Annotated in this window: 39 protein-coding genes; 2 read left to right on the forward strand and 37 right to left on the reverse strand. The window is 48.2% G+C overall.

What is annotated here, in order from left to right; all coding sequences use genetic code 11:
* Positions 1–394: 394 nt before the first annotated feature.
* Both AWJ19_RS23725 and AWJ19_RS23730 read right to left on the reverse strand, forming a co-directional pair.
* Positions 395–625 carry a hypothetical protein gene (locus tag AWJ19_RS23725; protein WP_025336637.1) on the reverse strand — a complete coding sequence of 77 codons (231 nt, stop codon included), beginning with the start codon at positions 623–625 and terminating at the stop codon, positions 395–397.
* A 247-nt stretch (positions 626–872) separates the two neighbouring features.
* Positions 873–1,469 (reverse strand): stage II sporulation protein M, encoded by a 597-nt coding sequence (locus AWJ19_RS23730; RefSeq protein ID WP_068727626.1) that lies wholly within the window; start codon positions 1,467–1,469, stop codon positions 873–875.
* A gap of 132 nt (positions 1,470–1,601) precedes the next feature.
* On the opposite strand from AWJ19_RS23730, the gene pdaB reads away from it, so the two are divergent.
* Positions 1,602–2,408 (forward strand): polysaccharide deacetylase family sporulation protein PdaB, encoded by an 807-nt coding sequence (pdaB, locus tag AWJ19_RS23735; RefSeq protein ID WP_068727628.1) that lies wholly within the window; start codon positions 1,602–1,604, stop codon positions 2,406–2,408.
* Between the two features lie 45 nt (positions 2,409–2,453).
* On the opposite strand, the gene AWJ19_RS23740 is transcribed toward pdaB, so the two are convergent.
* Positions 2,454–3,275, reverse strand: a complete 822-nt coding sequence (locus tag AWJ19_RS23740) for a PPK2 family polyphosphate kinase (protein ID WP_068727630.1) — start codon at positions 3,273–3,275, stop codon at positions 2,454–2,456.
* 177 nt (positions 3,276–3,452) lie between these two features.
* Positions 3,453–4,019 carry a KinB-signaling pathway activation protein gene (locus AWJ19_RS23745; protein ID WP_241781866.1) on the reverse strand — a complete coding sequence of 189 codons (567 nt, stop codon included), beginning with the start codon at positions 4,017–4,019 and terminating at the stop codon, positions 3,453–3,455.
* A gap of 154 nt (positions 4,020–4,173) precedes the next feature.
* Between AWJ19_RS23745 and gerD the strand changes: the two genes are divergently transcribed.
* Positions 4,174–4,875 (forward strand): spore germination lipoprotein GerD, encoded by a 702-nt coding sequence (gene gerD / locus AWJ19_RS23750; protein ID WP_068727631.1) that lies wholly within the window; start codon positions 4,174–4,176, stop codon positions 4,873–4,875.
* Positions 4,876–4,944: 69 nt separating this feature from the next.
* Here the strand turns inward: gerD and AWJ19_RS23755 are convergent, their stop codons facing one another.
* From AWJ19_RS23755 to rpsS, 33 genes are all read right to left on the reverse strand, one after another.
* A complete protein-coding gene (locus AWJ19_RS23755) occupies positions 4,945–6,051 on the reverse strand; it encodes an Mrp/NBP35 family ATP-binding protein (protein WP_068727632.1) in 1,107 nt (368 codons plus the stop codon).
* Positions 6,052–6,143: 92 nt separating this feature from the next.
* Positions 6,144–6,890, reverse strand: a complete 747-nt coding sequence (cwlD, locus tag AWJ19_RS23760; RefSeq protein ID WP_068727635.1) for an N-acetylmuramoyl-L-alanine amidase CwlD — start codon at positions 6,888–6,890, stop codon at positions 6,144–6,146.
* A 78-nt stretch (positions 6,891–6,968) separates the two neighbouring features.
* A complete protein-coding gene (gene sat, locus AWJ19_RS23765; RefSeq protein WP_068727637.1) occupies positions 6,969–8,138 on the reverse strand; it encodes a sulfate adenylyltransferase in 1,170 nt (389 codons plus the stop codon).
* 45 nt (positions 8,139–8,183) lie between these two features.
* A complete protein-coding gene (locus tag AWJ19_RS23770; protein WP_068727639.1) occupies positions 8,184–8,876 on the reverse strand; it encodes a phosphoadenylyl-sulfate reductase in 693 nt (230 codons plus the stop codon).
* A 216-nt stretch (positions 8,877–9,092) separates the two neighbouring features.
* Positions 9,093–9,485 (reverse strand): 30S ribosomal protein S9, encoded by a 393-nt coding sequence (gene rpsI / locus AWJ19_RS23775; protein WP_068727641.1) that lies wholly within the window; start codon positions 9,483–9,485, stop codon positions 9,093–9,095.
* Positions 9,486–9,505: 20 nt separating this feature from the next.
* Positions 9,506–9,943, reverse strand: coding sequence for a 50S ribosomal protein L13 (rplM, locus tag AWJ19_RS23780; RefSeq protein ID WP_068727643.1), 438 nt, complete (start codon positions 9,941–9,943; stop codon positions 9,506–9,508).
* Positions 9,944–10,274: 331 nt separating this feature from the next.
* Entirely contained in the window at positions 10,275–11,054 is a 780-nt protein-coding gene (gene truA / locus AWJ19_RS23785) for a tRNA pseudouridine(38-40) synthase TruA (protein WP_068727645.1), read from the reverse strand.
* A gap of 322 nt (positions 11,055–11,376) precedes the next feature.
* Positions 11,377–11,742, reverse strand: coding sequence for a 50S ribosomal protein L17 (gene rplQ / locus AWJ19_RS23790; RefSeq protein ID WP_019908254.1), 366 nt, complete (start codon positions 11,740–11,742; stop codon positions 11,377–11,379).
* A gap of 42 nt (positions 11,743–11,784) precedes the next feature.
* A complete protein-coding gene (locus AWJ19_RS23795) occupies positions 11,785–12,729 on the reverse strand; it encodes a DNA-directed RNA polymerase subunit alpha (RefSeq protein WP_068727647.1) in 945 nt (314 codons plus the stop codon).
* Between the two features lie 131 nt (positions 12,730–12,860).
* Entirely contained in the window at positions 12,861–13,256 is a 396-nt protein-coding gene (gene rpsK, locus AWJ19_RS23800; protein ID WP_062520357.1) for a 30S ribosomal protein S11, read from the reverse strand.
* Between the two features lie 19 nt (positions 13,257–13,275).
* Positions 13,276–13,644 (reverse strand): 30S ribosomal protein S13, encoded by a 369-nt coding sequence (rpsM, locus tag AWJ19_RS23805; protein ID WP_039877382.1) that lies wholly within the window; start codon positions 13,642–13,644, stop codon positions 13,276–13,278.
* 19 nt (positions 13,645–13,663) lie between these two features.
* On the reverse strand, positions 13,664–13,777 hold the full coding sequence (gene rpmJ / locus AWJ19_RS23810; RefSeq protein WP_003322638.1) for a 50S ribosomal protein L36: 114 nt from the start codon (positions 13,775–13,777) through the stop codon (positions 13,664–13,666).
* Positions 13,778–13,830: 53 nt separating this feature from the next.
* Positions 13,831–14,046 carry a translation initiation factor IF-1 gene (gene infA, locus AWJ19_RS23815; RefSeq protein WP_018753971.1) on the reverse strand — a complete coding sequence of 72 codons (216 nt, stop codon included), beginning with the start codon at positions 14,044–14,046 and terminating at the stop codon, positions 13,831–13,833.
* A gap of 2 nt (positions 14,047–14,048) precedes the next feature.
* Positions 14,049–14,357 (reverse strand): KOW domain-containing RNA-binding protein, encoded by a 309-nt coding sequence (locus AWJ19_RS23820; RefSeq protein WP_068727649.1) that lies wholly within the window; start codon positions 14,355–14,357, stop codon positions 14,049–14,051.
* A gap of 11 nt (positions 14,358–14,368) precedes the next feature.
* On the reverse strand, positions 14,369–15,121 hold the full coding sequence (gene map, locus AWJ19_RS23825; RefSeq protein ID WP_068727651.1) for a type I methionyl aminopeptidase: 753 nt from the start codon (positions 15,119–15,121) through the stop codon (positions 14,369–14,371).
* A 4-nt stretch (positions 15,122–15,125) separates the two neighbouring features.
* Complete coding sequence (locus tag AWJ19_RS23830) at positions 15,126–15,770, reverse strand: adenylate kinase (protein WP_068727652.1); 645 nt, start codon at positions 15,768–15,770, stop codon at positions 15,126–15,128.
* A gap of 97 nt (positions 15,771–15,867) precedes the next feature.
* Entirely contained in the window at positions 15,868–17,166 is a 1,299-nt protein-coding gene (secY, locus tag AWJ19_RS23835) for a preprotein translocase subunit SecY (RefSeq protein WP_068727653.1), read from the reverse strand.
* Positions 17,166–17,606 (reverse strand): 50S ribosomal protein L15, encoded by a 441-nt coding sequence (gene rplO, locus AWJ19_RS23840; protein WP_020427058.1) that lies wholly within the window; start codon positions 17,604–17,606, stop codon positions 17,166–17,168. The genes secY and rplO overlap by 1 nt, the downstream gene beginning before the upstream one ends.
* Before the next feature lie 41 nt (positions 17,607–17,647).
* Positions 17,648–17,833 carry a 50S ribosomal protein L30 gene (rpmD, locus tag AWJ19_RS23845; RefSeq protein WP_068727655.1) on the reverse strand — a complete coding sequence of 62 codons (186 nt, stop codon included), beginning with the start codon at positions 17,831–17,833 and terminating at the stop codon, positions 17,648–17,650.
* Positions 17,834–17,847: 14 nt separating this feature from the next.
* Positions 17,848–18,345 carry a 30S ribosomal protein S5 gene (gene rpsE, locus AWJ19_RS23850; RefSeq protein ID WP_019908242.1) on the reverse strand — a complete coding sequence of 166 codons (498 nt, stop codon included), beginning with the start codon at positions 18,343–18,345 and terminating at the stop codon, positions 17,848–17,850.
* 26 nt (positions 18,346–18,371) lie between these two features.
* A complete protein-coding gene (rplR, locus tag AWJ19_RS23855; RefSeq protein ID WP_082708088.1) occupies positions 18,372–18,740 on the reverse strand; it encodes a 50S ribosomal protein L18 in 369 nt (122 codons plus the stop codon).
* A gap of 88 nt (positions 18,741–18,828) precedes the next feature.
* The gene (gene rplF, locus AWJ19_RS23860) at positions 18,829–19,371 is read right to left on the reverse strand and encodes a 50S ribosomal protein L6 (RefSeq protein ID WP_019908240.1); all 543 of its coding nucleotides are present in this window, start codon (positions 19,369–19,371) and stop codon (positions 18,829–18,831) included.
* 30 nt (positions 19,372–19,401) lie between these two features.
* On the reverse strand, positions 19,402–19,800 hold the full coding sequence (gene rpsH / locus AWJ19_RS23865) for a 30S ribosomal protein S8 (RefSeq protein WP_039877390.1): 399 nt from the start codon (positions 19,798–19,800) through the stop codon (positions 19,402–19,404).
* A 32-nt stretch (positions 19,801–19,832) separates the two neighbouring features.
* The gene (locus tag AWJ19_RS34280; protein WP_036589425.1) at positions 19,833–20,018 is read right to left on the reverse strand and encodes a type Z 30S ribosomal protein S14; all 186 of its coding nucleotides are present in this window, start codon (positions 20,016–20,018) and stop codon (positions 19,833–19,835) included.
* A 44-nt stretch (positions 20,019–20,062) separates the two neighbouring features.
* A complete protein-coding gene (gene rplE / locus AWJ19_RS23870; RefSeq protein ID WP_068727658.1) occupies positions 20,063–20,605 on the reverse strand; it encodes a 50S ribosomal protein L5 in 543 nt (180 codons plus the stop codon).
* A gap of 29 nt (positions 20,606–20,634) precedes the next feature.
* Positions 20,635–20,988 carry a 50S ribosomal protein L24 gene (gene rplX / locus AWJ19_RS23875; RefSeq protein WP_019908235.1) on the reverse strand — a complete coding sequence of 118 codons (354 nt, stop codon included), beginning with the start codon at positions 20,986–20,988 and terminating at the stop codon, positions 20,635–20,637.
* A gap of 59 nt (positions 20,989–21,047) precedes the next feature.
* Positions 21,048–21,416 (reverse strand): 50S ribosomal protein L14, encoded by a 369-nt coding sequence (gene rplN / locus AWJ19_RS23880; RefSeq protein ID WP_020427062.1) that lies wholly within the window; start codon positions 21,414–21,416, stop codon positions 21,048–21,050.
* 38 nt (positions 21,417–21,454) lie between these two features.
* Positions 21,455–21,721, reverse strand: coding sequence for a 30S ribosomal protein S17 (gene rpsQ, locus AWJ19_RS23885; protein WP_068727659.1), 267 nt, complete (start codon positions 21,719–21,721; stop codon positions 21,455–21,457).
* Positions 21,722–21,765: 44 nt separating this feature from the next.
* Complete coding sequence (rpmC, locus tag AWJ19_RS23890; RefSeq protein ID WP_019908232.1) at positions 21,766–21,963, reverse strand: 50S ribosomal protein L29; 198 nt, start codon at positions 21,961–21,963, stop codon at positions 21,766–21,768.
* Positions 21,953–22,387, reverse strand: a complete 435-nt coding sequence (gene rplP, locus AWJ19_RS23895) for a 50S ribosomal protein L16 (protein ID WP_039877394.1) — start codon at positions 22,385–22,387, stop codon at positions 21,953–21,955. The genes rpmC and rplP overlap by 11 nt, the downstream gene beginning before the upstream one ends.
* 2 nt (positions 22,388–22,389) lie before the next feature.
* On the reverse strand, positions 22,390–23,055 hold the full coding sequence (gene rpsC / locus AWJ19_RS23900; RefSeq protein ID WP_068727661.1) for a 30S ribosomal protein S3: 666 nt from the start codon (positions 23,053–23,055) through the stop codon (positions 22,390–22,392).
* A 13-nt stretch (positions 23,056–23,068) separates the two neighbouring features.
* Positions 23,069–23,401, reverse strand: a complete 333-nt coding sequence (rplV, locus tag AWJ19_RS23905) for a 50S ribosomal protein L22 (RefSeq protein WP_019908228.1) — start codon at positions 23,399–23,401, stop codon at positions 23,069–23,071.
* Between the two features lie 33 nt (positions 23,402–23,434).
* Positions 23,435–23,713: a 30S ribosomal protein S19 gene (rpsS, locus tag AWJ19_RS23910; protein ID WP_019908227.1), complete on the reverse strand. Its 279-nt coding sequence runs from the start codon at positions 23,711–23,713 to the stop codon at positions 23,435–23,437.
* Positions 23,714–23,725 lie beyond the last annotated feature (12 nt).

The raw sequence follows: 23,725 nt of genomic DNA on the forward strand, positions 1-23,725 counted from the left end.
TCGTCCTGAGCCAGGATCAAACTCTCCAATAAAGTTATTGAAAAGAGCGATTCGCTCATTTTGAAACATCTGACGAGAATGTTACATTCTCTAATTTGGAATCACCGAAGTGATTTCCGATACTCACTCGTTGTTCAGTTTTCAAAGATCAATTTGTTTCTTTTCTTCAGTGTCGCGCTTGTCAGCGGCGACTTTTATAATATATCACAGTGTTTATCGTTTTGGCAAGTATTTTTTTCGAAAAAGTTTTTTTCGTTTTTTCTTGCCGTGCATCTTCTCTTGAAATATCAAAAGGAGCGCGAGATATAATGTATCACGTACGCTCCTGTTTAGTCAACCCTCTTTATTAAATTAATGGCCAAGCACACATGTTTATAGGCAGCAGCTCATTTTATCAATGCTTGAACTGGGACGAACGCCCGCCCCACGCATACTTCGACAGCTCCTTCTGCGGAGCAAACCGTGCATACATGCGAAACACCGTTTTATATCGGTTAGCTATGGCATGCCTGATATTTTGGTCCAAGCGCTGATCGCTTAAATCAAGCAGCATCTCGTCAAGTTCTTTGCGCAGAACATAGTCGAGCTCCTTGCATTCTTTTTCGTTGAACAACATCCCCAACATATGCTTGGCCTCCTTCGTATTTTTTTGAGAACAAATCTTTTACGCTGCTGTTTGTGTGTTAGAAGTTAGTCCATCTGATGGGAAAACTGTGCGTATACCCGTTTACACTAGATTAACCGGAGCATAGGAACTATAACCATAATTGCTAAAATTACTCTTTATGGTTCTGCCAGGCACAGGCTTTCACGTGATGTCAGGAATCCCCAAATCAAATCAGCCTTAATGTTATGCTCAATTCACCGGAATTTTATGATAAAAGTGCCAATGTAATTGTGCTTTCAATAATCGCGGCAAGCAGCAGCAGAATTACGATCCATACGGATGCCGTCAATGTCTGCCGCATAAATTCAGCCCAGCTGCTGCCCCGCATCCTTCCGGATATACTCTGCATAACCTTTACGCCAAACTGCAGTCCAAACGCACACGCGATAATAATAGCCGGGATCTCAATAATGCCGTGCGGAAGCAACCCTTTTACAATGAGCTGAAACAAATCTGCTTCCTGGAGGACTGACAAGTGGATCAGATAACCGATAACAGCACCGTTTATCAATAAGAAGAACGCCGGAATAAGGCCAAACAGAGCACCAAGGAAAATAACCGCCACGCTTTTGATACTGTTATTTAAAAATATAAACGTGAAGAAGCTCCACTCCGGATTATTCGAATCCATGAGCTCCCCGCTGATGCTGCTCAATCCTTCGAGCTGCTGGGCAAGCAGCTTCTGCAGACTGCCGGTACCGACCCAGCCGAGCACTCCGCCCAACAGGAAAAGGATCAGCGCCAGCAGCAGTGCCTTGCGTATTGTACCCAGGTCTTTGATAAATCTTGAAAACGCGAACATAATGGCCTCCTAAAATGTGTAGTACAAGCAGTTAATGAGATTTCTGGTCCGTCCGAGGTCATAAGCGGTAGGTACGAGCATACATTTAGAACAAACAAGCCATTTCGCAATGGGAGAGGAGCGCTGCTAGTTATGAATTCTTTTTATGTATTCAGCGGCAAAAAGATAAAACGGTTCATTTATATCTTTGCCGCTGCGCTTCTGGCCGCTGGTGTCGTCTATGTGGAAAGGGGTAATATTACTGTTTTTTCAGATGCACAAACCCCTTCTGCCATTTACAGTGTGCCAACGCAAAAGAAGCTGATCGCTTTGACCTTTGACATTAGCTGGGGTGAAAAGCGGCCTGAACCAATTCTGAAGGTGCTGGAGGACAAAAAGGTGGATAAGGCTACTTTCTTCCTCTCCTCGCCCTGGAGCAAAACACATCCGGAGATTGTTACAAGCATCAAGGATGCAGGCTTTGAAATCGGCAGTCACGGGCATAAGCATGTTAACTACAGTACCCTCAGCAATGAGGAAATCCGCACACAAATCTCTACAGCCCACACCGTACTGACCGAATTAACCGGCAAAGCGCCTAACCTGATCCGTATGCCGAATGGAGATTTTGACAAAAGAGTGCTCCAGGTGGCCAATGATCTGGGCTATAAGGTTATCCAGTGGGATACCGATTCCCTGGACTGGAAAAACATCGGTGTAGACAATATCGTTAAACGGGTTACCAGCAAGGCTCATCCGGGGGATATCGTCCTTCTCCATGCCAGTGACTCCTGCAAGCAGACCCATGAGGCGCTCCCGCAGATTATTGATAACCTCCGGGCCCAGGGGTATGAGTTCGTTACTGTATCAGAGCTGATAAGCCAAAGTAATGCTGACGGCACTGAGGTGCGGGATTCCGCCTCTTTAGACAAGGGACTGGAAGACGCTGCAGGCATGTAACCTTATATTAGCCGGATGTACCGTAATCTGTCTTGCTGCCGTCTGTTAATGACGCGGAGAAATGAGCTCTGATATATCAGGTGTCGGAGAATTCAGCTTCGGATAGCTCAGGTCGAGACCCTCCAGGGTTTTGACCACGATGGATAACGCCAGATAATTGCGGTACCACCGGTGATTGGCAGGAATCCAGTACCAAGGGGCCTGTTCAGTGCCAGTCTCACGGAAAACATCCTCATAGGCCTTTTGGTAATCATCCCAATACTCCCGCTCCTGCAGATCACTGGCGTCAAATTTCCAGTGCTTGGTCGGGTCCTGCAGCCGCTCCTGGATTTTTTCAAGCTGCTTCTCCTTGGAGATATGCAAAAAGAGCTTGATCACCGTTGTGCCCTCCTCCACCAGCATTTCTTCAAACTGGCGGATATAGCGGAAGCGGCGCTTCATGTCGTCTTTTTTCAGGCTGCCATGCACCCTGGGAACCAGTACATCTTCATAATGGGAGCGGTTGAAGGCAGCGATATAGCCTTTGGGCGGAGTTTTCATATGCACTCTCCACAGGAAGTCGTGGGCTTCCTCCTCCAAAGACGGCTTTTTGAAGCTGGTAACGATAAAGCCTTGAGGATTGATGCCGGAAAAGATATGCTTTACCGTTCCGTCTTTTCCGCTTGAGTCCATCCCCTGAAGGATGACCAGCAGCGAATGCTTTTTTTGGGCAAAAAGAATATCCTGAAGCTCGGCAAGGCGTTCCTTAAGCTTTTCCATTTTGGCTGCGGCTTCCTCTTTTGAGTGAAAATCACCGCGCTCTGACGGATCGAGCTTGCTCAGAATATTTTCACTTGTGTCTTTTATCATATAGCGCTTGATGTTCATATATGCCCCTCCTTGCTTACTGATTTCAGTTGCGGCCTGCGGTGCGGTCATTAGCCTTTTTATGTAAGCTGTTCTTTAAGATTAACCTTCCCGTTTTCATTTTAATCGCGCTGGAAATAAGAAAACCCCGGTCTCTTAATTAGATTAGGAGCACCGGGGTTTCTGCGTAAGGTATGTTTAAGATGATTGCGGTTTAAGGATGCGGTGCAGTCTTAAAATCTGGAATGCATTGCATGCGATCAGCGGAACAACAATAAATACAGTTGCACTGTCTACACCGATCTGAAGCACGCCTATCGTCTCCACGATGGTGATGGCCGTCATAAAGAAAAAGGTCGGAATGGCAGCCGCCATTTTCGTACTCCGCACCTTGTAATAGGACACAATAACGGCTGTAAGCAGAAGACCCATTCCCAGGACGAGGTCAGACCGGCCCGTTCTTTCAGCTCCGACAAATGTCCGCAGGAACACCAGTTCGAGCAGCGCCAGCACAGCCAATACCAGCTGTATGTACTGCCACACTTTACGGGAAAATACACCGTTGCCCATATAGTTAAGAATCAGGTATGCGAAAAATCCCAGCTGTGCGTAAACGCTAACAAGCATTCCGGAGCCAAGTAAAATAAGCAGATACAGCAGCAGGTCTGCTATGCTCTTGAAGGCTATGCCGCCATTCACAGCCTGCAGCACAAGTCCCGCCAGCCCGGCCGAGGCAGCGCCTATCAGAAGTGTGGTCCAGAACAAGTGATACCATTTCCTTATACTCAGCCACTCCACCTCCCCTGTGTCAGATTTATTTTACCAAGCTTGCCGTCAAAAAACCATCATAACCGCGACATATCCTGTGCACTGGTGCGGCATACTACCCTCAGGATTCCTATAAAGGAGGGCAGCGCCAATGAGATGGAGGAGTTTGTTGTCTGGAGGCCTGGCAATCAGCCTGGTTCTCACCTTAACAGCCTGCGGAGGAGAACAGAGCAGTTCTTCCAGCCAGATGGGATATAAGGAAATGAAGACAATGGTTGTCGATATATTAAAAAGTGATGAGGGTAAAAAGGCAGTCGAGGAGGCTCTGACCTCAGGCAGCGGCTCGGAAGGAAGCAGCGTTAGCGGATTAAGTATGAAAATGATGCCGCTGCAGACTACAGAACAGATCCGGATCGCAGTCAAAGATACCATTACGGCACCGGAGTACCAGAAGGAAATCGAAAAGATTATGACCGACCCGACCTTTGCCGGCGAGTTCGCAAAAGCCATTAACACCCAAAGCAAGGAGCTGCATCTGCAGCTGATTAAGGACCCGACTTATCAGAAGTCAATCGAGGAAATTATGAAGTCGCCTGAAATGATGAAAATGTTCCTGGATCTTACCAAGACCTCTGATTACCGCAAGCAGTCCATGACCATTATGCAGGAAGCGATGCAGAATCCGCTCTTCCGGATGGAAGTGCTGGGACTGCTCAAAACGGTTGTACAGGACGAGCTCCAGCCAAAGGTTCAAAAGAAAGGTGAGGAAAAGGAGGGCGGCTCCGGCGGCGGTCAGGAAAGCGGTGGCGGAGACAGTTCGAAAGAGGAGGGCGGAGGCGACTCCGGCTCTTAACGACAAAGAGGCTTATCCATTTCAATGGATAAGCTCTTGCAGTGTTGCGTCCTTTTTACCTGGAACGTGCTATTCGTACTTCGCGATCAGCTTGTCCGCAACCTCGGCAAACAGCTGGGCCACTTGGGTGTCAGCCTTGTAAACGGAAGGGGAAAAGTCAGGCTCGGAGATGTGGTTGTCCGGAGCGCCAAGCGGCACCTGCGCAAGCAGCTCTGTATGCAGTGTCTCCGCCAGTCTTGCTCCTCCTCCGCGTCCGAAGATATAGTCTCTCTTCCCGCATGAGGAGCATTCATAATAGGCCATGTTCTCAATGACACCGAGGATCTCATGCTCTGTCTGCAGCGCCATTGAGCCCGCTCTGGCCGCTACAAAGGCTGCAGTCGCATGAGGGGTGGTTACGATAATCTCTTTGCTGTGAGGAAGCATCTGTTGCACGTCCAGCGCCACATCACCTGTACCCGGAGGAAGGTCAAGCAGCATATAGTCGAGCTCCCCCCAGCCAACATCACTGAAGAACTGGCGGAGCATCTTGCCGAGCATCGGCCCCCGCCAGATGACCGGACTATTTTCACGGATGAAAAAGCCCATAGACATGACTTTAACCCCGAAGCGTTCAACCGGAATAATCGTTCCCTCTTCGACGACCGGCCCTTCCTCGATCCCCATCATATCCGGAATGCTGAATCCGTATATGTCTGCATCGATGAGCCCCACCTTTTTACCTTTGCGCGCGAGCGCTACTGCGAGATTCACCGTCACTGTCGACTTGCCGACACCGCCCTTGCCGCTGGCTACAGCAATGAACTTCACGCCGGAGTTTTCATCCAGCAGCTCATGATCCTCAAGACCCGCTGCGTGCCCTTTGAGGGCTGTACCTTGCTCTGGCTCCGGCTTGTCCGCAGAGCTCCCGGTACGAAGGATAGAGCGCTCGTAGTCAGTTGCATTACGCAGCCGGATATGGATATTCTCCAGCCCCCCTTCAGTCAGCAGATCACGCACCTTCTGCTCAAGCTCCATCCGGCTTGTATCATCTTCCTCAAGGCACACAATGGATAGGGAGATTCTATCCTCTTTTACCATAATGTCGCGGATCAGCTGCAGATCAATAAGGCTTTTTCCGGATTCCGGGTCAATCAGCGGCTGTAAAAGTTCCTGAACTTGTTCCCTGGTCTGCATGGAGAGCACCTCTGTTTCGTTCCGGACGGGTAAGGCTCCGGTTAATTGTATTTATTATAGCATTACCCTTCAGCAGATTAGTAGTACCCCGTTCAGGGCTGCTCCGATGCATAACGCAATATTCCCCGGTAGATGCTGGTTGCCACCTTCCGCTGATAAACATCATCTCCAAGCAGGACAGACTCCTCAGGATGCGAAAGAAAACCTACTTCAACCAGCGCAGCCGGCATTTTCAGCATTTTCAGCAGATAAACCGTATTCACAGTTTTGGCAACACGGGTCGTATTCTCAAGCGTTGTCCGCAGCTCATCCTGGATAAACCCAGCCAGCGCTTTGTTACCATCATTGGCCGGATAATAAAAGGTCTGAGCTCCGCTCCACCGGTTTGAAGGCACACTGTTCATATGTATGCTTATGAAAAGGTCTGCCCCGCTCTCCTCAATGCTTCTTACACGCTGCTTCAGGTCCTCTGTTTTCCGCTTGGAATATCCCTGCGTTCCTTCACCGGCAAGATCATAATCACCCTCACGCGTCATGACTACAATCGCCCCTGCCTGCTGCAAGTAATCCCGTAAATACAGAGAGACAGACAAATTGATATCCTTCTCAATCAGTCCGTCCTTGCTGACTGCGCCTCCGTCAGGACCGCCATGACCGGCATCGATTGCAATAATTTTACCGGACAGCGGCAGGCTCCAGTAGTTCAGCGTCCTGGCAGTAGGCATATCATAGGCTATGATCCCGATCATTACGGCAAGCAGTACGATCCCCAACACACTTTTTTTGATGCTGCTCCAGGCAATCCAGACCGAGACCTTCCCTTCCTTTCGGCCAGACATAACAAAGACCCCCTCGTCCCGATAGATTCTACTCATCTATATGGGACAAGAGGGCCAAATAGTACTGGCTGTATGATTTTAGACGTTAACCTGCTCTGACATTCCCTCAATCAGAATTTCCGCGACCTCAGGCCGTGTAAATTCCGGAGGAGGGCACTTTCCTTCACGGAGCAGTCCGCGCACTTTCGTACCCGATAATGTCAGATGCTGATCAGCCGGATGCGGACAGGTTTTGCTGGAAGCCATATTTCCGCATTTCACGCAGAAAAAGCTGTGCTCGAAGAAGAGCGGTGTAATCCCCAGATCCTCAGCAGTGAAGTTCGAGAAAATCTCCTGTGCTTCATAAGTGCCATAGTAGTCGCCTACCCCCGCATGGTCACGGCCGACAATAAAGTGTGTGCAGCCATAGTTTTTGCGGACCATAGCATGGAAAATTGCTTCTCTCGGTCCTGCATAACGCATCGCCGCCGGGAATACACCCAAGAAAGTCCGGTCAGCGGGATAGTAGTTCTCCAGCAGCGCCAGATAGCTCTTCATCCGTACGTTAGCCGGTACATCATCCGATTTAGTCTCTCCCACCAGCGGATTGAGGAACAGAGCGTCTACAACCTCCATAGCGCACTTCTGGATATACTCATGGGCACGATGGACAGGGTTACGCGTCTGGAAGCCTACAACGGTTCTCCACCCCTTCTCAGCGAAGATCTTCCGGGTCTCAGCAGGGTCAAAATAGAACTCTCCGAACTTCTCCGGCTGCGGACGGTTAAGCACTCTGATGGGTCCTCCAACATAGGTAGACGGACGGGCCAGCAGCTTGCTGACACCCGGGTGGGCAGGGTCCGTTGTTTTGAATACATTCTGCGCTTCAATCTGCTGGTCTACACTATAAATGCTCTCCACATCGAGCAGACCGTAAATAACGCCGTCTTCCTCACCGATAAGAGAAACAGTATCCCCCACCGCAAGACCGGAGGCTACCTCATCCTGCACGGCCAGCGTAATCGGAATACTCCACACTGTGCCGTCAGAAAGACGCATATTGTTCACTACGGAATGATAATCCGCTTCATTCAGGAAGCCGGCAAGCGGGGAAAACGCCCCTACACCAATCAGATCGAGATCGGATATTGTCCATGTATTAATTGCAATCGACTTGTTCTCTGAGGCTTGCTGCAGCAGCTCTTCTCTCTGCGCTCCCTCCACAATACGCTGAATCAGTGTTCCTCCGTGTGGAAGTATAGACGTCATCTGGGTACTCTCCTCCTGTGTGTTAACATTTATATGAGTGATAACTTATTTATGAAGTCCGCATTCTGTCTTCTCGTTGCCCGACCATCTTCCGGCACGCGGGTCTTCACCAGGCATTACTGCACGGGTGCATTGCTCGCAGCCGATGCTCGGGAAGTTACGGTCATGCAGCGGATTGTACACCACATTGTTGGTGCGGATATAATTCCATACATCCTCGGAGGTCCAGTCAGCGATCGGATTAAATTTAACAAGACCGAATTTGTAGTCGTATTCGACCTTCTTGGCATTGGCACGGGTTGGTGCCTGGTCACGGCGGATACCGGTAATCCATGCTTCATATTGCGACAGGATCCGGGTCAGCGGCTCTACCTTGCGGATTGCGCAGCATTGGTTCGGATCAACACTCCAGAGGTTTTCACCGTACTGCTTAGTCTGCTCCTCAACGGAAATTTGCGGCGATACGCGGACGAATTCCATTCCGTATTTATCAGCCATAACATCTCTGGTCTCATACGTTTCTTTGAAGTGGAAATCTGTATCCAGATAAAACACATCTGTCGACGGGCTTACCTTCTGCAGCATATCGACAAGCACTACATCTTCAGCGCCAAAGCTGCAGGCAAAAGTGATGTTGGGAAAAGTCTCTACTGCCCAGCGGATAATTTCCTCGGGTGAAGCATTCTCCAGTTCCTCAGCCTTAACCTTAATTAAATCTTCTTTCTCAAGCAGATTCATCTCGTATTCCTCCATCCTAATATATAAAACGCTCATTCCGTCAATTCCAACTATTCTTATATGGAATAGTATAAGCGATCCAGGGCTGAAGTCAATACTTTTATCCATTTTGGGTTAAAGTGTTTGAGATGAATATTTGTAGTTCTGCTGGAGAATATAAAAAGCCCCTGACCCAAAAGGGCCAGAGGCTTGATGTCCTTGAAGAACAAGGGAATATTAGCGTTTCGAGAACTGTGGAGCACGACGAGCGGCTTTGAGGCCGTATTTCTTACGTTCCTTCATACGTGGGTCACGAGTCAGGAAGCCGGCTTTCTTCAGCGGGCTGCGGAATTCCGGATCAACCTTCAGAAGTGCACGGGCAATCCCGTGACGGATTGCTCCAGCCTGGCCGGATGTTCCGCCACCGTGTGCAAGAACGATTACATCGTAGTTGCCCAGTGTTTCAGTCAGGTTCAAAGGTTGTCTTACGATCATCTTCAATGTTTCCACACCGAAGTACTCATCCATCTCACGTTTGTTAATGACAATGCGTCCTTCACCCGGTACAAGGCGAACACGTGCTACCGAATGTTTACGACGACCTGTCCCATAGTATTGTACTTGTGCCATGAAACTGTCCTCCTCTATTCTTATCCGCGAAGTTCGTAAACTTCAGGTTTTTGTGCTGCATGTGGATGCTCAGCGCCTGCATAAACTTTAAGTCTCAGCTTCATGTGATCGCCTTGACGAGTCTTAGGAATCATACCGTGAACAGCAGATTCAATTACACGCTCAGGTTTTGTTTTCAGTAGCTGATCAGCAGTTGCAACTTTCAAACCACCTGGGTGCATTGAGTGACGGTAGTATTTCTTGTTCTGCAGTTTCTTGCCTGTCAGATGAATCTTCTCAGCGTTGATAACAATTACGAAATCACCAGTATCAACGTGTGGAGTAAATTGCGGTTTGTGTTTGCCACGGATCAGAGCAGCGGCTTCGCTAGCCAGACGACCAAGTGTCTTGCCTTCGGCATCAATGATGTGCCAAGTGCGTTCAACTTCGTTCGGCTTCGCCATATAGGTGGTACGCATGAATGTTTCCTCCTTGTTCTCGTACGAAAATCTTCTGTTTCGTATATCTAATTTCTCATTGGAATTACGATTAAGTTAGTTAGGTAAAGCTTGTTTTGTTGGCATTTTCTTGAGCGGGGCTGTGGGATAGCCATCAAGAAAACACAACTTTTATATTACAGCATAACCACGACAAGTGCAAGTCATTTTTAATCCGGATCTCATTTATTTTCTACAGGTAGAAACGTCAACGCCGTCCTATTCAGGGCGGTATCCGTTGCTGCGAGAAAGACAAGGATAGCGTGAAACCTATTCTCTCTTATCTTTTGAATAATAGCAGGCTCCAGATTGATCAATTATTGTCCTCATCATATTCCACACTCCAAAGTGCAAGGCCTTTAGCAACCGCTGTAGGCCCCGCTGCAGCACGGTTGCATGCTGCCAGAATATCCGCAACTTTGTCCGCCTGGTACTTGTGCTCGCCCACCTGAATCAGCGTTCCCATAATGATACGCACCATGTGCTGCAGAAAACCGCTGCCGGTAATATAAGTATGAATAACACCCTGGTCATCCGAGCCTGGACGGCACATACTGCGGTCAACTTCCATGTAAGCTTCATAGATAGTCCGTACATGCGAAGTCTTGGTTGACTTCCGGGAGGCAAATGATGTGTAGTCATGAGTGCCCACCAGATGCGCCAGTCCCTGCTGCATGGCCATTATGTCCAGCTTCAGGGGGTGATGGTGCTGCCAGCGCCGCTGAAACGGGTCTGGAAACCTGTTACCGTTTATCGTGTACCGGTAGGTCTTGCGCTTGGCTCCTCTGCGTGAGTGGAACGAAAGCGGTACCTCCTTAGCCTCAGTAACAACGATATCCTGCGGTAATCTGGCGTTAAGCGCCAGACACCAGCGTTCCAGCGGTATCTGGGAGGAAGTAATGAAGTTGAACGGCTGACCGTATGCATGGACCCCTGCATCCGTCCGGCCTGAGGCTGTAATCTTCAGCGCCTCGCCGGTCAGATGGAGAATCGCCTGCTCCAGCCGGTCCTGAATCGTATTGCCCTGAGGCTGGGTCTGAAAGCCATCATAATGGGTACCGTCATAATTGACCTTCATCAATAGATTGCGCATTTCATTCTTCCTTTCAAGCTCCTAAGCTCACTTAACCGTAATTCATTTTCACAAGTAGAAACGGCTTAGCCGTCCTAAACAGGACGGTAGCCGTTTCTGCGAGAAATATAAGGATGATTTATACCGTAAAACATATAAATCCTTATATTTAAAAAAAAGAGCCCCGGCGGGAGCTCCTTCTACTCTTTACAAGGTGATTCCCGCGGTTATTGGTACAGCAGGGCCTTATCGCCCCTGCAGCACAATAACAAAAATACTTACTGCTCATTCTCCGGAGATCATGAACTTAAAGAGTACAAATCGGAAATCATGACTTGTATTACTACGCGCGGTCTACCAGTTCAAGATAAACCATAGGCGCAGCATCGCCACGGCGAGGTCCCAGCTTCAGGATACGAGTGTATCCGCCTGGACGCTCTGTGTAACGAGGAGCAATATCAGAGAACAATTTTTGGATTGCATCTTGCTCACCGTCTACAGTCTCACGACGAACAAAAGCAGCTACTTGACGGCGAGCATGAAGATCGCCCTTCTTAGCTTTAGTGATCAGTTTCTCAGCGATGGAACGAACTTCCTTCGCTTTGGCTTCCGTTGTCTGGATGCGCTCGTATAGGAACAGATCCGTTACCATGTCACGGAACAACGCTTTACGCGCACTGGAATCACGGCCCAATTTTTGGTATGCCATTTGTTTTCCCTCCTTCACTCAAGTACTCAAGCAATCTGTGAACTATTCTTCTGTGCGAAGACCCAAACCAAGCTCTTCAAGCTTCTCTTGAACTTCTTCCAAAGATTTGCGGCCCAGGTTACGGACCTTCATCATATCTTCTTCAGTTTTCGTAGTCAGCTCTTGTACGGTATTGATACCGGCACGTTTGAGGCAGTTGTAGGAACGGACAGAAAGATCAAGCTCTTCGATTGTCATCTCAAGCACTTTTTCTTTTTTGTCTTCTTCTTTTTCCACCATAATTTCGGCGTCTTTCGCTTCATCCGTAAGACCTACGAATAAGACGAGGTGCTCGTTCAAAATTTTGGCTCCGAGGCTTACAGCCTCTTCCGGTCTGATACTTCCATCTGTCCAAACTTCCAGCGTCAGCTTGTCATAGTTAGTCACTTGTCCGACACGAGTGTTATCAATGACATAGTTTACGCGGGAAATCGGCGTGTAGATGGAGTCAACCGGAATTACACCGATTGGCTGATCGTCGCGTTTGTTCCGGTCTGCTTGGACATAGCCGCGACCACGGCCTGCAAAAATACGCATGTGAAGTCTCGCGCCAGGTCCCAGCGTTGCAATATGAAGATCCGGATTGAGGATTTCAACATCGCTGTCCGCACGGATATCACCTGCGGTAACGATGCCTTCACCCTCAGCATCAATCTCGAACACCTTCTCTTCGTCTGAATGGATCTTCAGCGAAAGAGCTTTGAGGTTCAGAATGATTTCCGTCACATCTTCCATTACGCCAGGAACGGTCGAGAACTCATGCAGAACGCCGTCAATTTGGACCGAAGTCACAGCGGCTCCCGGCAGGGAGGACAGCAGAATCCGGCGAAGCGAGTTCCCCAGAGTCGTGCCATATCCACGTTCCAGCGGTTCAACTACGAATTTCCCATAGGTTCCTTCATCATTGGCTTCTACGGTCTCAATTTTCGGCTTTTCGATTTCTATCACGAGTGTACCCCTCCTTCAAACGTCGCTCCTATATGAAACTGTCACCCCATCAGGTGCATCATGTAGTATGCCTAAACACCTATTATTAGCAGATGCGTCAGAATTATACCACAATCACAATTCTGATTTCACTATACGCGGCGACGTTTCGGCGGACGGCATCCATTGTGAGGAACCGGAGTTACGTCTTTAATGAGGTTTACTTCAAGACCAGCGGCCTGAAGGGAACGGATGGCAGCTTCGCGGCCCGCACCCGGTCCTTTAACCATAACTTCAACGGACTTCATGCCGTGTTCCATAGCTGCCTTAGCAGCAGTTTCGGCTGCCATTTGCGCTGCAAATGGAGTCGATTTACGGGAACCTCTGAATCCTTGACCACCGGAGCTAGCCCAGGAAATTGCATTTCCGTGAGGATCCGTGATCGTAACGATAGTGTTGTTGAACGTGGAACGGATGTGTGCCACGCCAGACTCGATATTTTTCCGGTCGCGACGTTTTGTACGTACGACTTTTTTCGGTTTAGCCATTGTCTCTTATCACCCCTTCTTATTTCTTTTTGTTTGCTACCGTACGGCGCGGGCCTTTACGGGTACGAGCATTGGTTTTAGTGCGTTGACCGCGAACAGGCAATCCACGACGGTGGCGAACACCGCGGTAGCAGCCGATCTCAGTAAGACGCTTAATATTCAAGGAAATTTCACGACGCAGGTCACCTTCAACCTTGACCGATTTGTCGATCGTTTCACGCAGTTTGCTGACTTCATCTTCCGTCAAATCACGGACACGTGTGTTAACGTCAATGCCTGTTTCATTAAGAATTTTCTGGGAAGTCGTTTTACCGATTCCGAAAATATAAGTCAAGGCGATCTCAACGCGTTTGTCACGTGGCAAATCCACACCAGCTATACGAGCCATTTTACGCTACACCCCCTTCTTAACCTTGTTTTTGTTTGTGTTTCGGATTTTCGCAAATTACCATAACAGTCCCTTTGCGGCGGATGACTTTGCATTTTTCGCAAATGGGCTTCACAGAAGGTCTTACCTTCATGTTCATTACCTCCTCAAAGTTTTGCGAAGCAAAACTTTCGTTGTAGTTCCCATCTATTTACGGTAAGTTATACGGCCTTTTGATAAATCATAAGGCGATAACTGCACGACCACTTTGTCTCCGGTTAGGATACGGATAAAGTGCATCCGCAATTTCCCGGACACATGGGCAAGTATTTGATGACCGTTCTCAAGCTCAACCTTAAACGTTGCATTCGGCAACGGCTCAATGACCGTTCCTTCCACTTCAATGACATCTTCTTTAGCCACAGTTAGTCTCCTTTCTCATCAGCACTTATTCCAGCTGGATTCCCATACTTCATTACTGCGAACCGCAGCTTTCCGTTGGTTACCCGGCCGGTTTCTTCCAAACTGTCCACAACCTCACTGCTTATGAAGGGTATGAGCTCCAGATGATGAATATTCTTCTTCTTCGGCCCGTCAAACTTTCGTTTGTCTCCGTCAGCAATGTATACAAATCTGCTATCAACAACTGCGATAACAACGGCAGCCTCTCCGGCATCTTTGCCTTTGAGAATTCTCACGATCTGACCAACCTGCGGGCTGCTCCCTGTATTCACGTGAAGATCACCTACGCATTCAGTTTTGTGAAAATTTCCATCCCGTCCGGTGTAACAGCTACTGTATGCTCGAAGTGAGCACAGAGTGAGCCATCTACCGTAACGACCGTCCAGTTATCTTCCAAAGTTCTGACATATCTGTCCCCGGCGTTTACCATCGGCTCAATCGCGAGTACCATACCCGGCTTCAGCCGTGGTCCGCGGTCCGCTATGCCATAGTTCGGAATTTGCGGTTCTTCATGCAGTTCTGCCCCGATGCCATGGCCAACATACTCGCGCACGACGGAAAAACCGGCGTCCTCGATATACTGCTGGATCGCATGGGAGATTGTAAACAAGCGCACATCCGGTTTGACTAACGCCAATCCTGCGTACAAGGAGCCTTCCGTGACGTCCAGCAGACGCTGAGCTTCATCGGAAATGCTGCCTACCCCGTAGGTCCAGGCGGAATCACCGTGATAACCGCGGTACTCGGCACCAATATCCAGCGTCACAATGTCGCCTTCGATCAGCTTGCGTTTACCCGGAAATCCATGCACCAATTGTTCGTTGACTGAAGCGCAAATGCTGGCAGGAAAACCGTTGTAACCTTTGAAAGACGGCACAGCACCTTGACTGCGAATATATTGATCGGCGATTCTGTCGAGCTCTCCGGTGGTGATCCCAGGCTCAATGGCCTTGGCAATCAGCCGGTGACTCTCGGCAACAATACGACCAGCTTCCCTCATAAAGGCAAGTTCCTGTTCGGATTTACAAATGATCATTACATTAACCCCGCAGTAAAGATACGATTTCGGAAGTAACGACGTCAATTTCGTTCTCTCCGTTTACCTGCCGCAAAAGACCTTTATTCTCATAGAATGCAAGCAGCGGCGCTGTCTTGTTATCATACTCATCCAGACGCTTGCCTACGCTCTCTTCGTTGTCATCCGGACGTTGATACAGTTCACCGCCATCAATGTCGCAAATGCCTTCTTGCTTCGGCGGGTTGAAAATTAAATGGTAGGATGCACCGCATACCTTGCAGATCCGGCGTCCGGTAAGACGCGCCATCAGCAGTCCGCGGTCCACATTCAAGTTGATTACATGATCCAGTGAAGTGCCGGCACGGCTCAAAAGATCTTCCAGCGCTTCCGCTTGCGAAAGGGTTCTTGGAAAACCATCCAATAAGAAACCTTTTTCGCAATCGGACTGCTGGAGCCGTTCCTCAACGATTCCAATGGTCACATCATCAGGTACAAGCAAACCTTGATCGATATAAGATTTGGCTTTCAGCCCGACCGGTGTCTGTTCCTTTATCGCTAAACGAAAAGCATCACCTGTCGAAATATGCGGAATACCAAGTTCTTTTACAATTACAGCTGCCTGCGTTCCCTTGCCTGCCCCAGGAGGGCCCATGAATAAAATGTTCACGTTTCTCTCTTCTCCCCCCAAAAGTTCGCCACCAAGCAAGAAACAGCACAATAGGTGCCGGGAAGTAGGTAGACCTTAGCTTCACGGAACCTATCGCCTATTTGTTGATGAAGCCTTTGTAATGGCGTTTGATCAATTGGCTCTCGATCTGCTTCATCGTATCCAGTGCTACACCGACCACGATCAACAGCGCGGTACCGCCAATCTGCACCTGCCGCGGCAAGCCGGACAGGGAACCGAAGAGTACAGGCAAGACAGAAATAACAGCCAGGAAAAGGGCACCGGACATGGTCAGGCGCGACATTACTCTGGTCAAATACTTCTCAGTTGCTTTACCCGGACGGATACCAGGAATGTAACCACCGTTCTTCTTCATGTTGTCAGCCATCTGCTGCGGGTTCATCTGGACAAACGTGTAGAAGAACGTAAATCCGATGATCATGATTACATACAGTACCATCCCTAGCGGCTTATCATGAGCAAGATTGTTGGTGATCCATTTAGCCCATTCATGCGTTGACCAAAAGCTCGAGATTACAATTGGAAATTGAAGCAGTGAAACGGCAAAGATAACCGGAATTACACCTGCCGCATTGATTTTAAGCGGAATGTGTGTATTCTGTCCACCGTACATTTTGTTACCGACCACGCGTTTGGCATATTGTACAGGAATCTTACGGATACCTTGTTGAACAAAGATAACCCCTGTAATAATACCCACAATCACGATCAGTATAATAACGACTTTAAGAATATTCAGGAACACCTGATCCGGCTGAATAAAGCTTGATTGCGCCGTAGTCGTGATATATCCCGGGATGGCGGCGACGATTCCCGCAAAAATCAGGATCGAAATCCCGTTTCCTATTCCCTTTTCAGTGATCTGTTCACCAAGCCACATCAGGAACGATGTACCCGCAGTCAGTATGATCGCGATCAGCAGGTAATCCGCAAAGGTTGCATTTGGAATCATCTCAGTGCCGTAGATCCGGTTAAACCCGATTGAGGTCGCAAACGCTTGAATCAGACCGAGTACGACTGTACCGTAACGGGTGATTTGTGCCAGTTGCTTTTTCCCGTGCTCCCCTTGCTTAGCCCATTCGGCAAACTTAGGAATAACATCCATCGAGAGCAATTGCACTATGATGGATGCTGTGATGTACGGGTAAATACTAATCGCAAAAATCGAGAAGTTTTTGAGCGCTCCGCCCGAGAAGGTGTTCAAAAGACCCATCAAAGCTTCGCCGCTTTGATTTGTTGATTCCAGCACTTCTTTGTTCACACCGGGAACCGGTACAAACGAACCGATGCGGTAGATGATCAGAACGAACAGGGTAAACAGGATCTTTTTGCGCAAATCTTCAACATGCCATATATTCTTAAGCGTCTTGAACATTAGATCACCTCGGTTTTACCGCCGGCAGCCTCGATTTTCTCTACCGCAGATTGAGAGAACTTATTTGCTTGTACAGTCAATTTAACGGCCAGTTCGCCATTACCGAGGATCTTGATGCCGCTCTTGGAATTCTTGACAACACCAGTTTCAATCAGCAACTGTGGAGTCACTTCAGTTCCTTCAGCAAAGCTATTCAGATCTTCCAGGTTCACAATCGCATACTCTTTACGGGTAGGATTGATGAAACCACGTTTAGGCAGACGACGATAGAGCGGGTTTTGACCACCCTCGAAGCCAGGACGAACACCACCGCCGGAACGGGAGTTCTGACCTTTATGACCGCGTCCGGACGTTTTACCGTTACCGCTACTTGGTCCGCGACCAACGCGGTTGCGTTCTTTGCGGGATCCAGGAGCTGGAGCAAGTTCATGTAACTTCATCGTTTGCACCTCCTTATGTTTTGTTAATTTATGCGAGGCATTTAGCCTTCAATTTCTGTTACGGACAGCAAATGGCTCACTTTGTTGATCATTCCGCGAATTGCAGGAGTGTCATTGTGAACCACGGTCGAGTTGGTTTTGCCCAGGCCGAGCGTCTTAACAGTAACACGTTGTGTCTGTGGACGACCGATTACACTACGAACGAGGGTAATTTGCAATTTAGCCATTGACGTTCCCCTCCTTAACCGCGTAATTCTTCGACAGATTTGCCGCGAAGCTTCGCGACTTCTTCAATGCGCTTCAGGCGGGAAAGACCCTCCAAAGTTGCATTGACCATGTTCATGGAATTCGAAGAACCCAAAGATTTTGTCAAGATGTCGCCAACGCCTGCCAATTCCAGTACCGCACGAACAGGACCGCCGGCGATAACGCCAGTACCTTCGGAAGCTGGTTTCAGCAGCACGCGTCCTGCGCCGAAATGTCCAGTAACGAGGTGAGGAATCGAAGTTCCTACGATTGGAATGTGAATCAGGTTTTTCTTGGCGTCTTCAATGCCTTTACGGATGGCATCCGGAACTTCACCGGCTTTACCAATACCCGCACCGACATAGCCGTTGCCGTCGCCCACAACAACAAGTGCACTAAAGCTGAAACGGCGTCCGCCTTTTACAACTTTTGCTACACGGTTGATGTGTACAACTCTTTCAGTCAGCTCTAAACTGTTCGGATCTATACGCAAGTCGTTAACCTCCTTTTAGAAATATTCTAGAATTCAAGACCAGCTTCGCGAGCTGCATCAGCCAAAGCCTGAATCCGTCCATGGTACAGGTATCCGCCGCGGTCAAATACAACCACTGCATAACCCTTTGCTTTAGCGCGCTCAGCGATCAGTTGACCTACTTTGCTTGCAGCTTCAACGCTGCCGCCATTGCCGATTGTTGCGCTCAGTTCTTTATCCAGAGTGGAGGCAGATACCAGAGTAACACCAGCCACGTCATCGATCAATTGAGCATAGATGTGTTTCGCAGAACGGAACACGTTCAAACGTGGACGCTCAACAGTTCCCTGGATCTTCTTACGAACACGCAGGTGTCTTTTGAGACGAGCCTTGTTTTTGTCCTCTTTTGTAATCATGACTTCCATTTCACTCCCTTCAGTTTGCTGCAGAGCAGCTTCACTTTACGATGCACGGGGTATCTTATTGTGAAGAAGAGTAAGCCGATTATTTCTTCTTACCGGCTTTACCTTCCTTACGGATAATACGCTCGCCTTCGTACTTAATACCTTTACCCTTATACGGTTCTGGTTCACGAACGGAACGGATCTTGGCAGCATAAGCGCCAACGCGTTCTTTGTCGATACCTTTAACGATGATCTTCGTGTTCGCAGGAACTTCGAACTCGATGCCCGCTTCCGGTGTAATTTCAACCGGGTGGGAGTAACCAACGTTCAGAACGATTTTATCTCCGGATTTGCTTGCACGATATCCGACCCCAACCAGCTCCAGAGATTTCGAGAAACCTTCAGTCACACCGCTTACCATGTTGCTGACAACGGAGCGGGTTGTGCCGTGAAGTGAACGATGCAATTTGTTATCCGACGGGCGAACAACGGTGATTTCGTTATTTTCAACTGTAACCTTCATGTCTTTATGAAGTTCACGAGTCAAAGTGCCTTTAGGACCTTTTACTGTAATAACGGTGTTGTCCAGAGTGACATCTACACCGCTAGGTACTGCGATTGGTTTGCGACCAATACGAGACATGTGTTGCACCTCCTTATCTTGTGACGTTTATTACCATACGTAGCAGACAACTTCTCCGCCGGATTTGGATTGACGAGCTTCTTTGTCGGTCATAACTCCCTTAGATGTGGAGATAATCGCGATTCCAAGGCCACCGAGTACACGTGGTACTTCGTTGCTCTTCGTGTAAACACGAAGACCTGGCTTACTGATTCTTTTCAGACCAGAGATAACGCGCTCTTGGTTAGGGCCGTATTTCAAGAAGATACGGATAATCCCTTGTTTGCTATCTTCAACGAATTCAGCATCACGAATGAAGCCTTCACGCTTCAGAATGTCCGCGATTTGTTTCTTCATAGTAGAAGCAGGCATTTCTACTGTCTCGTGACGCACAATGTTAGCGTTACGAATACGAGTAAGCATATCTGCAATAGGATCAGACATAGTCATGTGTGTAAACCTCCTTCCCGGTTATAGATCTCTTACCAACTTGCTTTTTTCACGCCAGGGATCTGGCCTTTATAAGCTAACTCACGGAAACAAATTCTGCAAATTTTGAACTTCTGCAGTACCGAATGTGGACGACCGCAACGCTCGCAACGTGTGTATGCACGTACTTTGAACTTAGGTTCGCGTTGTTGTTTAACTTTCATCGAAGTTTTTGCCACTTTAGCCTGACACCTCCTAAACAGTTTCGGAGAAATATTGATTCTTATTTAGAGAAAGGCATTCCCAGCTGGTTCAGCAGCTCACGGGATTCCTCATCCGTCTTTGCAGTAGTTACGATAACGATGTCCATACCGCGGACCTTATCAACTTTATCATACTCGATTTCCGGGAAGATCAGTTGTTCTTTAAGACCAAGCGTGTAGTTACCACGGCCGTCAAAGGCTTTAGTGGATACACCGCGGAAGTCACGTACGCGTGGAAGCGTTACGTTGAACAATTTGTCCAGGAAGTAGTACATACGCTCGCCGCGCAGTGTTACTTTTACCCCGATCGGCATGTTTTCGCGCAGTTTGAAACCGGCGATGGATTTCTTAGCTTTAGTGATAACAGGCTTTTGACCAGAGATCAATTGCATGTCGTTAACTGCAGCATCAAGTACTTTGGAGTTCTGAACAGCGTCACCCACACCCATGTTGATGACAACCTTCTCGATCTTAGGTACTTGCATAACAGTTGTATAGTTGAACTTCTGCATCAGAGCAGGTGTAATTTCATTCAAATAACGTTCTTTCATTCTTGCTGCCATGAAGATTTACCTCCTTTCTTTAGGACTAATTAGTCGATAATCTCTCCGGATCTCTTAGCTACCCGAACCTTCTTACCGTTATCGAGCACTTTGTAACCGATACGTGTTACTTTACCGCTCTTCGGATCGATGTGCATTACGTTGGACACATGGATCGAAGCTTCCTGCTCGATGATTCCGCCTTGCGGATTCAGCTGGTTAGGCTTCTGGTGTTTTTTCACCATGTTTACGCCTTCTACCAGTACGCGGTTTTCGCGAGGATAAGCAGCGATGACACGGCCTTTTTTACCTTTGTCTTTCCCGCTGATCACAAGCACCACATCATCTTTTTTAACGTGCAGTTTATTGTTATGGGATTCCAGAACTTTTTTCACTCTAGGCATTGATTACACCTCCTATGACTAAACCTTCTCAGTACTTCACGTTACACTGTGGTAACTTATTAGATTACTTCCGGTGCCAAGGAAACGATCTTCATGTAGTCTTTATCGCGGAGTTCGCGAGCAACTGGTCCGAAAATACGTGTTCCGCGCGGGCTTCTGTCGTCTTTAACAACAACAGCTGCGTTTTCGTCGAATGAAATGTAAGATCCGTCTTTACGGCGTACCGAACGTTTTGTACGAACAACTACCGCTTTAACAACATCACCTTTTTTGACAACGCCGCCTGGTGTTGCTTGTTTTACGGAACAAACGATCAGATCACCGATTGCTGCTGTACGGCGTCCAGTACCACCCAGTACGCGGATACACATCAGTTCCTTCGCACCAGAGTTGTCAGCCACATGCAAACGTGTAAATGGTTGAATCATTATTAATTTCCTCCTTCCGGAAAAACTTTCTGATTATCTTAGATGATAACCGCTTTTTCAACCACTTCAACCAGTCTCCAGCGTTTGTCTTTGGAGAGCGGACGAGTTTCCATGATTTTCACGGTGTCACCAATTTTAGCTACGTTCTCTTCATCATGTGCCTTGAATTTCTTCGTGGACTTGATGCGTTTGTGGTACAGGTCATGCTTTTTATAAGTTTCAACAGCAATTACGATGGTTTTATCCATTTTGTCGCTGACCACTTTACCGATCTGCACTTTACGTGCGTTACGTTCTTCGCTCATAGTTAGCCTCCTTCCTGATTACGGACCTATTGATCCGCCCTCGCTTAACTAATCCCAAGTACTCTTTGATGGATAACGGTTTTAGCACGAGCTATTTCCTTGCGCACATCACGAATCCGAGTCGGGTTATCCAGCTGGCCAGTAGCCAATTGGAAACGGAGATTGAAGAGCTCTTCCTTGAAACCGGCGATCTTCTGTTCAATCTCAGCAGTGGTTAAGTTGCGAAGTTCATTAGCTTTCATTTGCTTCACCACCCACTTCTTCACGTTTCACAAACTTAGTCTTAACAGGCAGCTTGTGAGCGGCAAGACGCATCGCTTCACGAGCGATTTCTTCCGACACGCCTCCGAGTTCGAACATAATCTTGCCCGGTTTAACTACGGCTACCCATTTCTCAACGTTACCTTTACCACTACCCATACGAACCTCAAGAGGCTTCTGAGTAATTGGCTTATCTGGGAAAATCTTAATCCAAACCTGACCACCACGTTTGATGTAACGTGTCATCGCAATACGGGCAGCTTCGATCTGACGGTTAGTGATCCAAGATGGCTCCAGAGCTTGCAGACCGAATTCGCCGAAGTTGAGCTCAGTGCCGCCTTTTGCCATACCTTTCATGTGACCGCGTTGTTGCTTGCGGTGTTTAACGCGCTTTGGTACCAACATGATTAGTTGCCTCCTTCCTGAGCAGCTTGTTTCTTAGCTGGGGGAAGAACTTCTCCACGGTAGATCCATACTTTTACACCGATACGGCCGTAAGTAGTATGTGCTTCAGCCGTTCCGTAGTCGATATCGGCACGAAGCGTATGAAGTGGAACTGTTCCTTCGCTGTAACCTTCTGAACGGGCAATCTCAGCGCCGCCAAGACGTCCGCCAACTTGAGTTTTGATTCCTTTTGCGCCGGAACGCATAGTTCTTTGAATCGCTTGTTTCAGAGCACGACGGAACGATACACGACGTTCCAATTGTTGTGCAATGCTTTCAGCTACGAGAATAGCATCCAGTTCAGGGTGCTTAATTTCGTTGATGTTGATGTGTACTTTTTTGCCGCCGGCGATAGCTGTAACTGCGCTGCGAAGTACTTCTACTTCTGCTCCGCCTTTACCAATTACCATACCTGGCTTAGCAGTGTGAATTGTAACGTTTACCCGGCTTGCCGCTCTTTCGATCTCGATGCGGGAAACAGAGGAATCCTTCAACTTGCCTTTAAGGTATTCCCGGATTTTGACGTCTTCCATTAAAAGAGTACCGAAATCTTTGCCTGCATACCATTTAGATTCCCAATCGCGAATGACACCGATTCGGAGTCCGACTGGATTTACCTTTTGACCCACGTGTTATCCCTCCTTATTTCTCAGATACCACCAAAGTAATGTGGCTGGTACGTTTATTGATCCGGCTTGCACGGCCCATGGCGCGCGGACGGAAACGTTTCATTGTAGGACCCTGGTTAACGAATACTTCGCTAACGAACAGACTGTTCACGTCCATGGAGTAGTTGTGCTCAGCATTGGCAATAGCCGAGTTAAGCAGCTTTTCTACTACTGGAGAAGCGGACTTTGGAGTGTGGCGAAGAATTGCAATAGCTTCCCCCACTTGCTTGCCGCGAATCAAGTCAACAACCAGTTTCGCTTTACGAGCAGAAATCCGCACCGATCTAGCATGTGCTTTTGCTTCCATTTATTTTCCCTCCTCTCGAACGAAGACCTGTAATTATCTTCTTGTTTTCTTATCGTCACCCGCGTGGCCTTTGTAAGTACGTGTTGGCGCGAACTCGCCCAATTTGTGACCTACCATATCTTCCGTTACGTATACTGGCACGTGTTTGCGGCCGTCATATACACCAAACGTATGTCCGATAAACTGAGGGAAAATAGTTGAGCGACGGGACCAGGTTTTTACTACGACTTTCTTGTCTGCCGCGTTCAGTTCCTCAACTTTTTTCAGCAGGTAGCCATCAATGAACGGCCCCTTTTTTAAACTGCGACCCATGTATGAATCCTC

The organism is Paenibacillus sp. DMB5 (assembly GCF_001517085.1).
Lineage (GTDB): Bacteria > Bacillota > Bacilli > Paenibacillales > Paenibacillaceae > Paenibacillus_AQ.

What these genes read in the sequence shown, in the direction of transcription:
- rpsQ (WP_068727659.1), bottom strand. Translation starts at nt 21,721, where the DNA reads ATGAGCGAAGAACGTAACGCACGTAAAGTGCAGATCGGTAAAGTGGTC.
- rpsI (WP_068727641.1), bottom strand. Translation starts at nt 9,485, where the DNA reads ATGGCACAAGTACAATACTATGGGACAGGTCGTCGTAAACATTCGGTA.
- rplP (WP_039877394.1), bottom strand. Translation starts at nt 22,387, where the DNA reads ATGTTGGTACCAAAGCGCGTTAAACACCGCAAGCAACAACGCGGTCAC.
- pdaB (WP_068727628.1), top strand. Translation starts at nt 1,602, where the DNA reads ATGAATTCTTTTTATGTATTCAGCGGCAAAAAGATAAAACGGTTCATT.
- rpsM (WP_039877382.1), bottom strand. Translation starts at nt 13,644, where the DNA reads ATGGCTCGTATAGCTGGTGTGGATTTGCCACGTGACAAACGCGTTGAG.
- AWJ19_RS23725 (WP_025336637.1), bottom strand. Translation starts at nt 625, where the DNA reads ATGTTGGGGATGTTGTTCAACGAAAAAGAATGCAAGGAGCTCGACTAT.
- rpmD (WP_068727655.1), bottom strand. Translation starts at nt 17,833, where the DNA reads ATGGCTAAATTGCAAATTACCCTCGTTCGTAGTGTAATCGGTCGTCCA.
- rplM (WP_068727643.1), bottom strand. Translation starts at nt 9,943, where the DNA reads ATGCGTACCACCTATATGGCGAAGCCGAACGAAGTTGAACGCACTTGG.
- rpmJ (WP_003322638.1), bottom strand. Translation starts at nt 13,777, where the DNA reads ATGAAGGTAAGACCTTCTGTGAAGCCCATTTGCGAAAAATGCAAAGTC.
- rpsK (WP_062520357.1), bottom strand. Translation starts at nt 13,256, where the DNA reads ATGGCTAAACCGAAAAAAGTCGTACGTACAAAACGTCGCGACCGGAAA.
- rpsS (WP_019908227.1), bottom strand. Translation starts at nt 23,713, where the DNA reads ATGGGTCGCAGTTTAAAAAAGGGGCCGTTCATTGATGGCTACCTGCTG.
- rplN (WP_020427062.1), bottom strand. Translation starts at nt 21,416, where the DNA reads ATGATTCAACCATTTACACGTTTGCATGTGGCTGACAACTCTGGTGCG.
- rplO (WP_020427058.1), bottom strand. Translation starts at nt 17,606, where the DNA reads ATGAAGTTACATGAACTTGCTCCAGCTCCTGGATCCCGCAAAGAACGC.
- truA (WP_068727645.1), bottom strand. Translation starts at nt 11,054, where the DNA reads ATGCGCAATCTATTGATGAAGGTCAATTATGACGGTACCCATTATGAT.
- gerD (WP_068727631.1), top strand. Translation starts at nt 4,174, where the DNA reads ATGAGATGGAGGAGTTTGTTGTCTGGAGGCCTGGCAATCAGCCTGGTT.
- rplX (WP_019908235.1), bottom strand. Translation starts at nt 20,988, where the DNA reads ATGCCTAGAGTGAAAAAAGTTCTGGAATCCCATAACAATAAACTGCAC.
- rplR (WP_082708088.1), bottom strand. Translation starts at nt 18,740, where the DNA reads ATGATTACAAAAGAGGACAAAAACAAGGCTCGTCTCAAAAGACACCTG.
- rplV (WP_019908228.1), bottom strand. Translation starts at nt 23,401, where the DNA reads ATGGAAGCAAAAGCACATGCTAGATCGGTGCGGATTTCTGCTCGTAAA.
- rplQ (WP_019908254.1), bottom strand. Translation starts at nt 11,742, where the DNA reads ATGGCATACCAAAAATTGGGCCGTGATTCCAGTGCGCGTAAAGCGTTG.
- AWJ19_RS23730 (WP_068727626.1), bottom strand. Translation starts at nt 1,469, where the DNA reads ATGTTCGCGTTTTCAAGATTTATCAAAGACCTGGGTACAATACGCAAG.
- AWJ19_RS23740 (WP_068727630.1), bottom strand. Translation starts at nt 3,275, where the DNA reads ATGAACATCAAGCGCTATATGATAAAAGACACAAGTGAAAATATTCTG.
- secY (WP_068727653.1), bottom strand. Translation starts at nt 17,166, where the DNA reads ATGTTCAAGACGCTTAAGAATATATGGCATGTTGAAGATTTGCGCAAA.
- rplE (WP_068727658.1), bottom strand. Translation starts at nt 20,605, where the DNA reads ATGGCAGCAAGAATGAAAGAACGTTATTTGAATGAAATTACACCTGCT.
- AWJ19_RS23755 (WP_068727632.1), bottom strand. Translation starts at nt 6,051, where the DNA reads ATGCAGACCAGGGAACAAGTTCAGGAACTTTTACAGCCGCTGATTGAC.
- rpsH (WP_039877390.1), bottom strand. Translation starts at nt 19,800, where the DNA reads ATGACTATGTCTGATCCTATTGCAGATATGCTTACTCGTATTCGTAAC.
- sat (WP_068727637.1), bottom strand. Translation starts at nt 8,138, where the DNA reads ATGACGTCTATACTTCCACACGGAGGAACACTGATTCAGCGTATTGTG.
- rpmC (WP_019908232.1), bottom strand. Translation starts at nt 21,963, where the DNA reads ATGAAAGCTAATGAACTTCGCAACTTAACCACTGCTGAGATTGAACAG.
- map (WP_068727651.1), bottom strand. Translation starts at nt 15,121, where the DNA reads ATGATCATTTGTAAATCCGAACAGGAACTTGCCTTTATGAGGGAAGCT.
- cwlD (WP_068727635.1), bottom strand. Translation starts at nt 6,890, where the DNA reads ATGTCTGGCCGAAAGGAAGGGAAGGTCTCGGTCTGGATTGCCTGGAGC.
- rplF (WP_019908240.1), bottom strand. Translation starts at nt 19,371, where the DNA reads ATGTCTCGTATTGGTCGCAAACCAATCGCAGTACCTAGCGGTGTAGAT.
- AWJ19_RS23770 (WP_068727639.1), bottom strand. Translation starts at nt 8,876, where the DNA reads ATGAATCTGCTTGAGAAAGAAGATTTAATTAAGGTTAAGGCTGAGGAA.